This window comes from Mucilaginibacter gilvus, from assembly GCF_004054195.1.
GTDB classification, from domain to species: Bacteria; Bacteroidota; Bacteroidia; order Sphingobacteriales; family Sphingobacteriaceae; genus Mucilaginibacter; species Mucilaginibacter gilvus.
On sequence record NZ_SBIW01000008.1, the window covers coordinates 137,882 to 152,510 of the forward strand.

The following is a 14,629-nucleotide window of genomic DNA, read 5'->3' on the forward strand; positions in this document are numbered from 1 at the left end:
TAAAGAAATTTATACAGCAGTTGGCCTGCGAATAATGCCCAGTATAACTGCAATAACTGCAATAACTAACAGCACGTGGATAAGGCTGCCCGCCGCGGTAAAAAATACGCCAATTGCCCAGCCTATGATGAGGATAACGGCAATGATATACAATAATGAATTCATGGTTGATGGTTTAAAATGTTTTATAGATAGTGTTTGTCAAGTATATATAAATAACATGCCAAAAAGTTTTTAGCCATTTTTAAAGCTGATAGCGTAGGTATTTAGCTATAAGAAATCAGATAATGCGAATTTTCGGCTATGCCCCAATGTTTTATTTTACTTCATTTTGTGTTAATTAGTGAACATTGGTTTTTTCCGATATCGCCTAAATAAAAACCCCCTTCCTGAAAAATCAAAAAGGGGGTTTTAAAATGAGATCGTATTTCCTTACAGCTTCAGCCATTTTTTGCGCACGGCCAATTGCTGCGCGGTAGGGTTTGGCAGTTCTTCGGCCTTGTATTGTACGCGGTTGTTACGTAACAAAGTAACCGGCAGGTTGTAGGCTTTACCATCGCGACTAACGGTTACGGTAATTTTATCGCCAACCTTGCGGCCATTCATCAGGGTGGTCATATCAGTAACGGGAGTGCCATCTACCGATACAATTTCGTCGCCAACGCTAATACCATCTTTCCAGCCGGCACCATCGCGCAGCACCATGCTCACAATCTTTTTACCTGTAGGCTGGTTGCTTGCAGATACGCCGAGGGTTGGGGTATTGCTATCGGCCAGTTGGTCGGAAATTTTGTAACCGGCGTAGCCAAGGTATTTGTTGTAATCTATAGGTGCCAAACCGTTGATATACTTTGCATAGAAATCATCCAGATTTTTACCGGCAAATTTTTCGAAGGCCAGTTTAAACTCGGCATCGGTATAGCCGCGTTTTTTGCCTTTGTAATAAGTGTTGTACATGTACTTCATCGCGTCATCCAGCGATTGTTTGCCACCGCTGTAGTTCATGATCTCCAGGTCGAGCAGCATACCTATAACCGCGCCCTTATCGTAGTAAGATATACCGGTGTTGAAAGAGTTTTCGTTAGGGCGGTATGCTTTTATCCATGCATCAAAGCTGGCTTCGGCCAGTGGCTGTACTTTTGTGCCCGGCTGGTTCTCAACCGTGTTGATATCGCCAACGGCATCGCCGAGATAGCTCTCTACCGAATACAGATCGGCGTGGCGGCGGATCAAATTCTGGTAGTAAGCGGTAAAACCTTCGGCTATCCAAAGGTTGGTGGTGTAATTTTCGGTCTCGTAATCAAACGGGCCCAATACAATAGGGCGCAGGCGTTTTACATTCCACAAGTGGAAATGCTCATGCGCTACCAAGCCTAAAAAGTTAATATAGCCGCTTTCGCTGCCATATTGCTCGCGGCTGGCACCCAATACGGTAGAGCTTAAGTGCTCCAGGCCACCGCCGCCGCGCTGGCGGTTATGTACAATAAAAGTGTAGTGTTTGTTAGGATTCTCGCCAAAAACAGCAGTTTCTGCTTCTATTACTTTCGCCATATCTTTTTTCAGGCGTTCTTTATCATAATTACCGCCGCCGTACATCGCTACTTCGTATTTTACACCTGCAGCATCAAAGCCAAAAACATCCTGCGTGCCTACTTCAATAGGCGAATCGTACAAGATATCAAAGTTTGGAGCAGTTAGAGCAAATTGGTCGCCGCCGATTTTTTCGAGACTGGTAGATACGGTGGTCCAATCTTTATAAGGGATAATTTTTATGGTTGATGGCTGGGCAAGCATCCCTTTAGGATATAAAAACACACCGGTAGTTGATAAAAAGCCATGGGTAACATCAACAAAGCTGGTACGAACCGATACCTCGAATGAATAAACCTTATATTTAATTACCACCGTTGATATACCTGCGGTGTTGATATGCCAGGTGTTTTTGCTTGTTTTTGAAGCTGCAACATCTTTGCCGTTAGCGGTGGCAGTAAGGCTTTCAATGTTTTTGGCAAATTCCCTTACGAGGTATGAGCCGGGTGTCCATACCGGCATTTTAACGTCAAGGGAGGCTTGTTTTAAGCCGCTTACGGTCATCTCTACATCAACGTAGTGGGCTTGTGCCTCGGGGAAAGTAACTTTATAAGCTATTTTGGGGGAAACTACAGCCGCGCCCGCCGTGGAGATCTTCATAAGTAACAATATTAAATAAGCCAGGGCTAATGGTTTAAAATTTTTCATGGCTGCAAGTTATAAATTTTTATGTTTTTTAATTGCAAAGCAAAAAATGCAAATGTTGTAAAATGGTTGATACAAGCAATCAATATACGCCCTAAGCGGTTAGTTTTGCGCATATTAACCAATTGCAGGTTATAACCGATATACATTTATATTTGCGTGAATGAACAGTTACAAAGCCTTAATTAATACTATCACAACCCATTTACTTTGCCAATACGCCAAACATGAAAACTAAATACATTATCTACACCCTGCTGGCTTTATTGGTTGCTTTTCTTATTTATAACAAGTTTTTTAGCAAGCATGCTAAAGAGCGCGATGCCGTTACCGCAGGCGCAGCAGGCGGTGCCAAAGGAGGTAAAGGCGGCAAAGGCGGCAAAACAAATCCACCGGTATCTGTTGTGCTGATGGTTGTAAAAGATACTGCGGTAAGCAACCAGATAGACATTACCGGCACTATTGATGCCAACGAAAAGGTGAGCCTGATAAGCCAGACCGCGGGCAATATCACGGGCATTTATTTTACCGAAGGCACCAAAGTAAGCAAGGGCCAGCTCCTGGTAAAGGTATATAACCAGGATCAGCAGGCAGCATTACAACAGATAAACGCGCAAATGGTATTGGCGCGCGATATTAATAACCGTAACAAAATATTACTGGAGAAAGAGGCGGTGAGTAAAGAGGAGTACGAAACCTCCTTGTCATCCTTAAACTCCATGAAAGCGCAGGCAGATGTGATAAGGGCGCAAATAGCCCGTACCGAAATTCGTGCGCCATTCTCGGGCACTATTGGCTTGCGTAATGTGAGCCCGGGTGGTTATCTATCTCCTTCTACGCCCATCGCTACCATCGTTAATATCGACCCGGCGAAAGTTACCTTCTCGGTACCTGAGCGTTACCTGCCAATTATTGGCAAGGGGAGTAAAGTGAAATTCACCATAGAAAGTTCGCAGAAAGAATTTGCTGCAATAGTTTACGCTATTGAGCCGGCGTTAGATGCCACGTCGCGTACCATCACAGTGCGGGCAAAGGCGCCAAATTCGCGGAACGAGCTTACTGCAGGTTCATTCGCCAAAATAAATCTCACCCTCGACCAGATCCCTAAAACCATTATGGTGCCTACCGAATGCGTTATCCCCGATTTGAAAAGCAGTAAAGTTTATGTTTACCAAAACGGTATAGCGGTGGCCAAATTTGTAAAAACAGACCTGCGTACCGATACCAAAATTCAAATTATTGATGGGTTGAAACAGGGTGATAGCATAGTAGTATCGGGCTTGATCCAGATCCGCCCAAAATCGCCTTTGAAAGTTTTAAAAGTTATAGAATAATAATATGAGTTTATCGTCCGTAAGTATAAAAAGGCCAGTACTGGCAACGGTGATGTCTGTTGTTATTGTCGTGTTCGGCGTAATTGGCTATACCTTTTTAGGGGTGAGAGATTTCCCTTCGGTAGATCCGCCCATTATATCTGTCTCTACCAGCTACTCGGGCGCTAACGCCGATGTAGTAGAATCGCAGATAACCGAGCCACTGGAGAAAGCCATTAACGGTGTGCCGGGGATTCGTAATATATCTTCTACCAGTTCGGTAGGGAGCAGCAATATCACCGTAGAATTTAACCTGGATGCCGACCTGGAAACCGCCGCGAATGATGTGCGCGATAAAGTAAGCCAGGCACAACGTCAGTTACCGCAGGATATTAACGCCCCACCCGTAGTTACCAAAGCCGATGCGAGTGCGGATAACATTATCACCCTTACCGTAAGCAGCGATAAGCGCAACATTATGCAGGTGAATGATTTTGCCGAGAATGTGTTGCAGGAAGGTTTACAAACTATACCAGGTGTAAGTACTATTAATATACAGGGACAGCGCCAATACGCTATGCGCTTATGGATAGACCCAAATAAGCTTTCGGCGCTGGGTTTAACAGCAACCGATATAGGCACGGCGCTAAACCGCGAGAACGTGGAACTGCCTGCGGGTAAAATTGAGGGTAACAATACTGAGATCACCATCCGCGCGCTGGGTAAACTTACCAACGAAAAAGATTTTAACAACCTCATTATCCGTGCCGATAGTAACCGGGTGATCAGGCTGAGTGATGTTGGCTACGCCGTGCTGGGTTCGTCAAACGAAGAAACCTCGTTAAAAGAATCGTTTGTGCCAATGGTAGGCCTCGCTATTGTACCGCAACCAGGAGCTAACTATGTGCAAATAGCCAAGGATTTTTATTTAAGGCTGGCACAGATCCAAAAAGATCTTCCGCCGGATATTAAGGTGAAAGTGGCTTTGGATAACACCAAGTTTATTAACAACTCCATAGTAGAGGTGAAGGAAACGCTGCTAATATCATTTATATTGGTGGTGATTATCATCTATCTTTTCTTCCGCGATTGGCTCATCGCCTTCCGCCCGCTGATAGATATCCCGGTATCATTGATAGGGGCGTTCTTTATCATGTATGTATTCGGGTACTCCATCAATATATTAACCTTGCTGGGCATCGTACTGGCCACCGGCTTGGTGGTGGATGATGGTATTGTGGTAACCGAGAATATTTACAAAAAAGTGGAAGGCGGCATGGCCATCAGGCAGGCGGCTTTCCAGGGTTCAGCAGAGATCTTCTTTGCGGTAGTATCAACTTCGGTTACACTGGCGGCTGTGTTTTTACCCATCATGTTCTTACAGGGCTTTACCGGCAGGCTGTTCCGCGAGTTTGCTGTAGTGGTGGCGGGCTCGGTGCTGATATCGGCATTTGTATCGTTGTCATTAACACCTATGCTGAACGTGAAGCTGATCCGCAAGAGCCAAAAGAAATCAAAGTTCTACGAAAAAACAGAACCCTTCTTCGAAGGCATGACAAACGGCTACACCGAAACGCTGGTGAACTTTATGAAAAAGAAATGGGTATCGTTTGTGATATTAGGAGGCTCGCTTTTGCTTACAGGTGTGTTATTCAAAATAACCCCTTCTGAGCTGGCCCCGCTTGATGACCGCAGCTTGCTGCGTTACCAGGTAACCGGCTCCGAAGGCGCAACATACGAGTACATGACCCGCTACATGGATAAGGTTGCGCAGATCGTAGCAGATTCGGTACCGGAAGCAAATGTGAACCTCGAGATCGTTTCGCCGTCATTTGGCGGCGGCGGGTCGGCCAATTCGGGCTTTGGGCGTATCGGGCTTACAGAACCGGATAAGCGTACCCGTACCCAGCAGCAAATAGCCGATTTTTTGAACAAAAAGTTGCGAGCCATGCCCGATGCCAGAGCCATAGTGGTGCAGGAGCAAACCATAAGTGGTGGCGGTAGCGGTTCACGTACATCATTGCCGGTGCAATTTGTGATCCAGAACCAGGATTTTGAAAAAATCCGTAAGGTACTGCCCGATTTTTTTGCCGAAGTATCAAAAAGCCCTGTTTTCCAGGGAACGGATATCAATCTTAAATTTACCAAACCCGAGCTGCGTGTAACCACCGACCGCGACCGTGCCCGCGACCTGGGCGTTTCAGTAGAAGATATCGCCCAAACACTACAGCTTTATTATAGCGGTGGCCGTTTAGATTATTTCTTGATCAATGGTAAACAGTACCAGGTAATTGCCCAGGTAGACCGCTCGAACCGCGATCAGCCGCTCGATCTGAAATCGGTTTACGTACGTAGTTCAAAGGGTAATTTGGTACAGCTGGATAACGTAGTGAAGATACAGGAAAGCGCCACGCCACCTTCTATCTTCCACTTTAACCGTTATAAATCGGCAACCGTACAAGCCGGACTTGCACCGGGTAAAACCGTGGGAGACGGCATAGCCGAGATGAACCGCATCTCTAAAGAAATGCTCGATGAAACCTTTAGCACCGCGCTAAGCGGCCCATCAAGGGATTATGCCGAAGGTTCATCAAACATCGCCTTCGCGTTCTTATTCGCCTTGTTGCTGATCTATTTAGTACTTGCCGCCCAATTCGAAAGCTTTGTGGATCCGTTTATCGTAATGCTTACTGTGCCATTAGCCATATCCGGGGCCTTCCTTTCGCTCTGGCTGTTCGATCAAACGTTTAACATTTTTAGCCAGATAGGTGTTATTACCCTTGTGGGGCTGGTAACCAAAAACGGGATTTTAATTGTGGAGTTTGCTAACCAGCGTATGGAGGCTGGCCTTGATAAATACGAGGCGGTGGTTGAAGCGGCCACGTCGCGGCTGCGCCCTATTTTGATGACGAGTTTGGCGGTGGTGCTTGGCTCGGTACCAATTGCTTTAGCTTTGGGTGCGGGTGCAAAAAGCCGCGTATCGTTAGGTATAGTAATTATCGGTGGGATGCTTTTCTCGCTGGTGCTTACGCTTTATGTAATACCAACCATGTACATGGTGTTTGCCTCCAAAACCCGTAAAGACCCAGACGAAGAAACCGAAGAAGAAGCGGCTGCAATTCACCCAACGCATATTATTATCCAAAAACATTAAGCAGCAATGAAGATCAAATATATAATCGGCTTAATTTTTTACTGTGCGGCTTTTACAAACGCCACCGCGCAGGATGCCCCGGTGCTTACCCTGCGCGATGCAGTGGAGATTGCACTAAAGAACAATTATAACATTAAGCTGTCTCAAAATAACGCGGCTATATCGGGCAATAACGTAACGCTGGGTAATGCTGGCTTTTTGCCAACGGTAACGGGTAATCTTACACAAAACAGCAGTGTGCAAACCACCAAGCAAACCCGCAGCGACGGGACGGTGAACGATATAAAAAACGCGCACAACAGTAATTTAAACTACGGCGTAAACCTCAACTGGACAATATTCGACGGGTTCGCCATGTTTGCTACCTACGACCAATTGAAACAACTGGATAAGCTTGGTGCCATCCGCCTGCAGGATACTATCCAGAGCACCGTTGCCAACGTTATTAATACGTATTACAACCTCATAAGCCAAAACGAACAGATAAAGGCATTGCACGGGGCCATAGACATTTCGCGTACGCAATTACGGTACTCCAATGATAAGTTTACCGTTGGGCGTGTTTCGCGGTTAGAGGTATATAACGCGCAGGTGAATTTAAATACCGATACTGCGGCGCTTATTGTTCAACTGCAGCAATTTAAAAGCAGCAAAATTCAATTGAACCAGCTACTGGTGCGCGATCTGCAAACCGAATTTTCGGTAGGTGATACCATAGTGGTAGATCGCTCCCTGATTTTGGGCGATATCATCAGCAAAGCGCAAACACAAAACCCGGGTATCCTGTCCTCGCAAATAAATAAACGCCTTGCCGACATCAACCTGAAACAAGTGCGCAGTACACGTTACCCTGTTGTAGGGCTTACGTCTGGTTATACCTTTACCAAAAATAAAACGCCGGCTGGTTTTACCCTGCAGCAAAATGCGCATGGCTTTGCTTACGGTGTGGTGGCATCTATCAATATATTCGACGGGTTAAACCAGTGGAGAAGAGAGCGGAATGCAAAGCTGCAGATAGACAACGCCGATATCGACTACAAAAAAACGATGCTGGAAGTAGAAGCACAGATCAGTAATTTCTATGTTTCTTACCTTTCGGGGCTGGACTTGATCAGGATAGGTCAATCTAACGTAGAGTTGGCGCGCAAAAACCTGGAGATCTCTTTAGAGAAATATAAGCTGGGCAACATCACCCCGCTGGAGATCCGCGAAGCGCAAAGGAACTACCTGGATGCGCAATCCACGTTTTTTTCCGCACAATACCAAAGCAAAATGGCCGAGGTTACTTTAAAGCAAATTACCAATAGTATTAATATTCAATAAAGTATATTTAATTGCTTTAAAAGATTATTTTTGAACATGCCTGTTCGCTATAAAACTTGTTTGCTTATCGATGATAATTACATCGATAATTTTGTGACGCGCAAAATTTTAGAGAGCGGCAATTTTGCAGAGAAGATTATTGTTCAGCAGTCGCCCGTAGACGCTTTAAACGCTATGAGGGAAGGGCTTGTTAAGCCGGATGTTATTTTTTTAGATATCCGTATGCCGGCGATGACCGGTTTTGAATTTTTAGAAGAATACGATAAACTGGACCTGGATCTGGAAAACCCGGTGAAGATCTTCATGCTGTCGTCCTCACTGGATCCAACCGACATGAACAATTCGCGTAATAGCAGGCATGTAGCGCAATTTATTCATAAACCACTTACTTACGAGGCGCTCGAAGAACTTAGCACATGATATTAGTAGCAGATAGCGGGTCATCCAAAACAGATTGGCTGCTCTCAGGCCCGGATGGCGAGCCTAAAGCATTCAGGTCGGTAGGGTTAAACCCATACTTTCATACCGAAAAGGAAATTCTAAAAATACTCCAGGAGCAGATAACAGATCTGCTGCCCTACGCCCCGCAGATAGCAGAGATATACTTTTTTGGCGCGGGCTGTTCCAGTCCCGACAGGCACGAAATAGTTTCCAACGCGCTGAGCGCTCTTTTCCCCCAATCCTACATCAGTGTAGATAGTGACCTTTTGGCTTCGGCATACGCCACCTGCGGGCACGAGAAGGGCTTTTGCTGCATCCTGGGCACCGGTTCAAACATTTCTTTTTTTGATGGCGAGGAAATTCACGACGGGCAGCACGGCCTGGGTTATGTATTGGGAGACGAGGGGGCAGGTACCATCATCGGCAAAACACTCGTAACCGATTTTTTATATGAAAAAATGCCCCACGACATACATGCGAAGTTTAACGAGGCTTACCATTTGGATAAGGAAATAGTGATCAAGAACGTGTACCAAAAGCCGGCTGCAAATTCTTACCTCGCATCCTTCTCCCGCTTTATAGCCCAAATACGCCAAACAGATTACGCGCAGGCCCTGCTCAGAAACATTTTTCAGGAGTTTGTAGATACCAACATTAAATCGTACCCACAATACAACAAGTTCAAATGCCATTTTGTGGGCTCCATCGCTTTTATCTTCTCTATTGAGTTAAAAGCCGTGTGCGAACAGAACGGGGTGCATGTAGGCAAGATCATCCGCCAGCCCATAACCGATCTGCTGGAGTTTATGGTGAAAAGGAACGGGTAATTATTTTTCGTTGTTGTAAGTTATCTGCCAATTTAGGGCGGTCAACTCCTCCTCTGTATAGTTCAACACCTTTAGGTATTTGTTCGTGTTAATTAATTCATTCATTACTGGGCCGTGATATTGCTTAATTTCATCTACGGAAAAAACATAAATAAATAGCTTCTTTTCTTTCCCTTCTGAAATGTAATAATGCCATGCGTCCGACTTGCCGGAAATATAAATTGTGTTTGTGGAGTCGGGTTCAACATAATTGTTATCACTCACATAAAACTCCACGTTATTCTCTCGCCGGGTGGGCGGTTGAGAATTCGAATATAGAACAGTTATTTTTTGGGATGAATTATTGCGCACCGTTAACATGCTGTTACTATAATCCATAGCAATATACTTGCATCCGCAAAAGCAGGTTGTAAATAAACACAGCAAGAATAAGGCATGTTTTTTCATAGGGGTTAAGTTTTTTTGTGAAAGGTTTAACAGGATGATGGAAACAAGATACTAACTTAAACCGAATTCTTTTGTCATAAACCACCCTTTACTTGTCGCCTTTGCAACCTTTAAACAATTTCCGGGCTATAGATATTTACCTTATTAAATATCACCACTATGAGAAAACTGACAAATTAAAAACCGCCACTCGCTGGAGTTGACAATTGTTACCCAATTAAACAGCCTGGTGGTCGTACTGGTATATAACCAGTTAGATAAGAATAGCGCCGAAAACCAAAACCCGGTTAAACGGAGGCGGAGAACAATAAAGCATGAATGTTTAGTCGTTCACGCATATTGTTAATCAATAGTTAATAATATGCGTGAATTTGTGTTAACCCTGCGTTTTTTTAAATAGTTGACTATTAGATACTTGATTAAAGTTAACCTTGAACTGTGTAAACTTTTGTAAACTTTTTTGCCAATCGCAGATGCAGCTTTGTTAAGCTAAAAGAAATTTTGGCCTACAACCAAACGCGATTTAGCCATTAATTTTTGCCGCTACGTTCTTTTTGAAAAATGCTTTTATCAATAAAAAGGCAATCCCCAACACCGCCAAAATACTGCCGAGTTTTGGCAGGTAGTCGCCATATTCCACGTAAAAAGTAATATCGCTGTTAAGGTTAATATCGTGTTTTAGCGCTGTTTTTACCCACCATTTGCTTTGCTTAACCACATCACCCCGCTGGTTAATAAATGCAGAGATCCCGGTATTGGCCGATTGGCACACCCAGCGGCGGGTTTCAATGGCGCGCAGTTTGGCATAATCCAGGTGCTGATCTTTACCTGAAGTGTTTTCCCACCAGCCATCGTTGGTGATAATAGCAATGAACTCCGAACCCTGGCTTACAGATCTGGCCACCCATTCGCCCCAGATGGAATCGTAACAGATCACCGGCGTTACGCCAATGCCGCTTTGCGAATAAAGCACGCTTGGCTTGGTTTGTATGGTATAAGCCCCCGTAGCGCCGCCCAAGTGCGCAAATACAGGCTTTAAAAACGAAAGTACACTGCCAAAAGGCAAAGCTTCCGCGCCCGGCACCAGGCGCGATTTATGGTATATATGTACTTTGGCAGAGTTCTCGATGTTGATAGCGCTGCTGTAATGGTCCCAAAAGCCACCGTTGGGCGTAGGGCTGGCAGTTTCGTTAACTTGCTTATCATATAAGCGGTAGGTTTCGCCACCCGTAATTACGTTGCCGTTTTTATATCTATTTAGGAAGCGCCTTACCTGTAGGTAATAATTGTTGTTAAGCATGTGGTCTTCGTCCATAAATTCAACAATGGCAGTTTCGGGCCAGATGAAAAATTCTGTGTTACGCTGCGCAAGCGAATCTGACAGTTTAGTAAGCGTTTCTATCTGGTTATAAACCGGGATAGTGCCTTCCTTTTCATACGGGTCGATATTGGGCTGAGCGATGACAATGTTGGCCGGGTTTACGTGTTCCTCGTAGTTATAGTAGCGAATTAGTGATATACCAAGCGGCAGTATCAATGTAAGCGTAACGCTGATGATGAGCTTCGACCTAAGTTTTTTTGTTTGCGCTTCCTGTAATCCCACATAAAGTAAAAACAATAGAATGTTTATAGCCCATACCCAAATGGTGCCGCCGTAAACGCCGGTGTATTCGTACCACTGCACCCATTGGTGCGATACCGCGAAACCGTTGCCAAGCGTCATCCAGGGGAAGTTAAGATCCCAGCTTTGGTGCAGGTATTCGTAACCTATCCAAAAACAAACCAGCCCGATAAGCCCGATGGTTCGGTTGGTTTTTAAGCGCAGGCGATAATACAACCAGCATGCCGTGCTCATCAATAATGGGCCCAGCGCATAAGGTATCAACGTTACGGGTATAGCCACCACGGGGCCGATGATCTTGAGCGCGTTATAAACCCAGTAAACGCACAACGTATTCCAAACAAAAAAGCCCAGAAAAGTGGTATTGAAGATCTGCTTGCCTTTTTTGGCGGAGGTGGATTGGATAATGTTCTCCATTGCCAACAGCATAGGCACGAATCCTAAAAACAGCATGAAGGTGGTATACGGCGTAGGTGGCCAGGCTATCCAAAGCAACAAGCCGGATAATATGGATAAGGGGATGTTTTTTTTCATTAAGATAATCGAAATTCTAAAACTATGTCATTGCGAGCGATAGCGCGGCAACCTCGTAGTATGCTAAGTAGCAAACTTTGTTAATCGTACCAACCCTCGCTCAAATCTTTCCACGCCGGGTTGTCTTTAATTATTAAATCTGTTTTTTTCTTTCGGGATCCCGCCTTTATCTGCTTCTCCCTGGCAATGGCATCCTGTATCCATTGAAACTATTCAAAGTAAACCAGTTTATCGCAATGGTATTGCTCAGTAAATCCTTTGTGAACTTTTTCTTTATGCTGCAATACACGCTCCTGTAAATTGCTGGTTACGCCAGTGTAAAGTACGGTGTTAATTTTATTGGTTACAATGTAGACGGCATAGTCGTGAACTTTCATATCGTATACTTTGCACACGAGGAGGTTGCCGCGCTATCGCTCGCAATGACAAAGCTTATTATATTTTTGTTAATCTTCGTCTTCGTCGTCGTCCTGATATTTCCGCTTCTTCTTATCCACCTCAACAGGCGCAGCACCCGCAATGCACATCACAAATTCGCCTTTTAGCGGGTGTGTTTCAAAGTAGGTTTTCACCTCGGTCACTGTTCCGCGTACGGTTTCTTCGAACATTTTGGTCAGCTCGCGCGATACGGAGACTTGCCTGTCGGCCCCCCAATAGGTTGCCATCTCTTCCAGCGTTTTCAATAAACGGTGCGGCGACTCGTAAAGTATCAGCGTACGTTCTTCAGTTGCTAATTGTTTGTAACGCGTTTGGCGGCCTTTCTTCAGCGGTAAAAAACCTTCAAAACAAAACTTATCGGTGGGGAAGCCCGAGTTTACCAGGGCCGGCACAAAAGCGGTAGCACCCGGCAGGCATTCTACAGCGATGTTGAATTTTAGCGCTTCGCGAACCAGGAAAAAGCCGGGATCGGAGATAGCGGGCGTACCTGCATCGGAAATAAGCGCAACGTTTTGCCCCATCAGCAGGAATTTGATGATCTCGTTACTGCTCTGGTGCTCGTTATGCTGATGGTGCGCAAACACCTTGTTCTGAATCTCAAAGTGTTTAAGTAGCGGTGCGGAGGTACGCGTGTCTTCGGCCAAAATCAGGTCGGCTTCTTTTAAAATGCGGATGGCCCTAAAGGTCATGTCCTCCAGGTTGCCGATGGGTGTGGGTACTAAGTATAGTTTGCCTGTTTCGCTCATGCTTCGCTTTTTGGTCGATAGTCCATGGTCGATAGACCATAGCAGCTCATGTAGTTATGTTTTCTTTATAAATCGATGGATCAGGGTAGCTCAAATAACTATGGACTATCGACTATGGTCTATGGACTTATTTATATCTTTGCCTAAAAATTATAATAATGCTGCAAGTTAGTTATATCCGTGATAACAGGGAACAGGTTTTGGAACGTTTGGCTGTAAAAAATTTTAAACAGCCCGAATTGATAGATGAGGTGATTGGCCTGGACGAGAAACGCCGCCAAACCCAAAACCTATTGGATAACGTTTCCTCTCAATCTAACGCGGCGGCTAAACAGATTGGCGAACTAATGCGCAACGGTAAAAAAGAAGAAGCCGAAGCCATTAAAGCCAACACCGGCAAATGGAAAGAAGAAGGCAAACAGCTTGGCGAGCAACTGAGCGCTGTGGAGGCCGAACTGCAGGATAAAATTGTATTGCTTCCCAATCTGCCGCATTCATCTGTACCAAAAGGCATCACGCCCGAAGAAAACGAGATTGTGCTGGAGAACGGTGTTATTCCGGAACTTTATGCCGGCGCACAGCCGCATTGGGAGTTAGCTACCAAGTACAACCTGATTGATTTTGAACTCGGTGTTAAAATAACAGGTGCGGGCTTCCCGGTATATAAAGGTAAAGGTGCCAAATTGCAACGCGCGCTCATCGCTTTCTTTTTAGATGAAGCTGAAAAAGCAGGCTACGATGAAGTAATGCTGCCGCTGATGGTAAATGAAGCCTCTGGCTTTGGCACCGGGCAATTGCCGGATAAGGAAGGGCAAATGTATTTTGTAGGGCAGGATAACCTGTACCTGATCCCAACCGCCGAAGTGCCTATCACCAACCTATACCGCGATGTAATCTTAAAAGGCGAGGAGCTACCTATCCGTAATACAGGTTACACCCCATGCTTCCGCCGCGAGGCCGGTTCTTATGGTGCCCATGTACGCGGACTAAACCGTTTACACCAGTTTGATAAGGTGGAACTGGTGCAGGTGGTACACCCCGATACATCTTACGAAGTGCTGGAAGGCATGAGCCTGCACGTGCAAAGCCTGTTGCAAAAGCTTGGCCTGCCATATCGTGTACTGCGCCTTTGCGGCGGCGATATGAGTTTCACCGCTGCCCTTACTTATGATATGGAAACCTGGAGTGCCGCACAAGGCCGCTGGCTGGAAGTATCTTCTGTATCTAACTTCGAAACGTTCCAGAGTAACAGGTTAAAACTTCGCTTCCGTAATGCTGAGGGTAAAACCCAATTAGCGCATACGCTTAACGGCAGCGCATTGGCTTTGCCACGTATTGTGGCCACATTGCTGGAGAATAATCAAACCGAGAAGGGTATTAAAATACCGGAGGTATTGGTGCCTTATACTAAGTTTGAGTGGATAGATTAAATTTTTGACGGCCATATACACACTCGTCATTCACGCACATTTCCTTCTACACCGGTTCGAAATGAACTGTGTTTAAAAGCAAAGAGCGGCACCTGCCGCTCTTTGCTTTTATCGTTAATC

12 protein-coding genes are annotated in these 14,629 nt (G+C 45.2%); 6 read left to right on the plus strand and 6 right to left on the minus strand.

Annotated features, from left to right (window positions below):
- Positions 1–9: 9 nt before the first annotated feature.
- Positions 10–165, minus strand: coding sequence for a lmo0937 family membrane protein (locus EPL05_RS17415; RefSeq protein WP_128535263.1), 156 nt, complete (start codon positions 163–165; stop codon positions 10–12).
- Between the two features lie 267 nt (positions 166–432).
- On the minus strand, positions 433–2,238 hold the full coding sequence (locus EPL05_RS17420) for a M61 family metallopeptidase (RefSeq protein ID WP_128535264.1): 1,806 nt from the start codon (positions 2,236–2,238) through the stop codon (positions 433–435).
- 224 nt (positions 2,239–2,462) lie between these two features.
- On the opposite strand from EPL05_RS17420, the gene EPL05_RS17425 reads away from it, so the two are divergent.
- The 5 genes from EPL05_RS17425 to EPL05_RS17445 are packed head-to-tail and all read left to right on the plus strand — an operon-like array spanning position 2,463 to position 9,293.
- On the plus strand, positions 2,463–3,569 hold the full coding sequence (locus EPL05_RS17425) for an efflux RND transporter periplasmic adaptor subunit (RefSeq protein ID WP_128535265.1): 1,107 nt from the start codon (positions 2,463–2,465) through the stop codon (positions 3,567–3,569).
- A 4-nt stretch (positions 3,570–3,573) separates the two neighbouring features.
- The gene (locus tag EPL05_RS17430; RefSeq protein WP_128535266.1) at positions 3,574–6,702 is read left to right on the plus strand and encodes an efflux RND transporter permease subunit; all 3,129 of its coding nucleotides are present in this window, start codon (positions 3,574–3,576) and stop codon (positions 6,700–6,702) included.
- 6 nt (positions 6,703–6,708) lie between these two features.
- Positions 6,709–8,025, plus strand: a complete 1,317-nt coding sequence (locus EPL05_RS17435; protein WP_128535267.1) for a TolC family protein — start codon at positions 6,709–6,711, stop codon at positions 8,023–8,025.
- Positions 8,026–8,061: 36 nt separating this feature from the next.
- Entirely contained in the window at positions 8,062–8,445 is a 384-nt protein-coding gene (locus EPL05_RS17440; protein WP_128535268.1) for a response regulator, read from the plus strand.
- Positions 8,442–9,293 (plus strand): N-acetylglucosamine kinase, encoded by an 852-nt coding sequence (locus EPL05_RS17445; protein ID WP_128535269.1) that lies wholly within the window; start codon positions 8,442–8,444, stop codon positions 9,291–9,293. The genes EPL05_RS17440 and EPL05_RS17445 overlap by 4 nt, the downstream gene beginning before the upstream one ends.
- Here the strand turns inward: EPL05_RS17445 and EPL05_RS17450 are convergent, their stop codons facing one another.
- The 4 genes from EPL05_RS17450 to rsmI all read right to left on the minus strand — a co-directional run bounded on the left by EPL05_RS17450 (position 9,294) and on the right by rsmI (position 13,079).
- A complete protein-coding gene (locus EPL05_RS17450) occupies positions 9,294–9,740 on the minus strand; it encodes a hypothetical protein (RefSeq protein ID WP_128535270.1) in 447 nt (148 codons plus the stop codon).
- Positions 9,741–10,263: 523 nt separating this feature from the next.
- Positions 10,264–11,895 carry an apolipoprotein N-acyltransferase gene (gene lnt / locus EPL05_RS17455; RefSeq protein WP_128535271.1) on the minus strand — a complete coding sequence of 544 codons (1,632 nt, stop codon included), beginning with the start codon at positions 11,893–11,895 and terminating at the stop codon, positions 10,264–10,266.
- 209 nt (positions 11,896–12,104) lie between these two features.
- Positions 12,105–12,272 (minus strand): GIY-YIG nuclease family protein, encoded by a 168-nt coding sequence (locus EPL05_RS24365; protein ID WP_243837318.1) that lies wholly within the window; start codon positions 12,270–12,272, stop codon positions 12,105–12,107.
- Between the two features lie 69 nt (positions 12,273–12,341).
- A complete protein-coding gene (rsmI, locus tag EPL05_RS17465; RefSeq protein ID WP_128535272.1) occupies positions 12,342–13,079 on the minus strand; it encodes a 16S rRNA (cytidine(1402)-2'-O)-methyltransferase in 738 nt (245 codons plus the stop codon).
- Positions 13,080–13,237: 158 nt separating this feature from the next.
- Between rsmI and serS the strand changes: the two genes are divergently transcribed.
- Positions 13,238–14,509 (plus strand): serine--tRNA ligase, encoded by a 1,272-nt coding sequence (serS, locus tag EPL05_RS17470; RefSeq protein WP_128535273.1) that lies wholly within the window; start codon positions 13,238–13,240, stop codon positions 14,507–14,509.
- Positions 14,510–14,629: the final 120 nt, after the last annotated feature.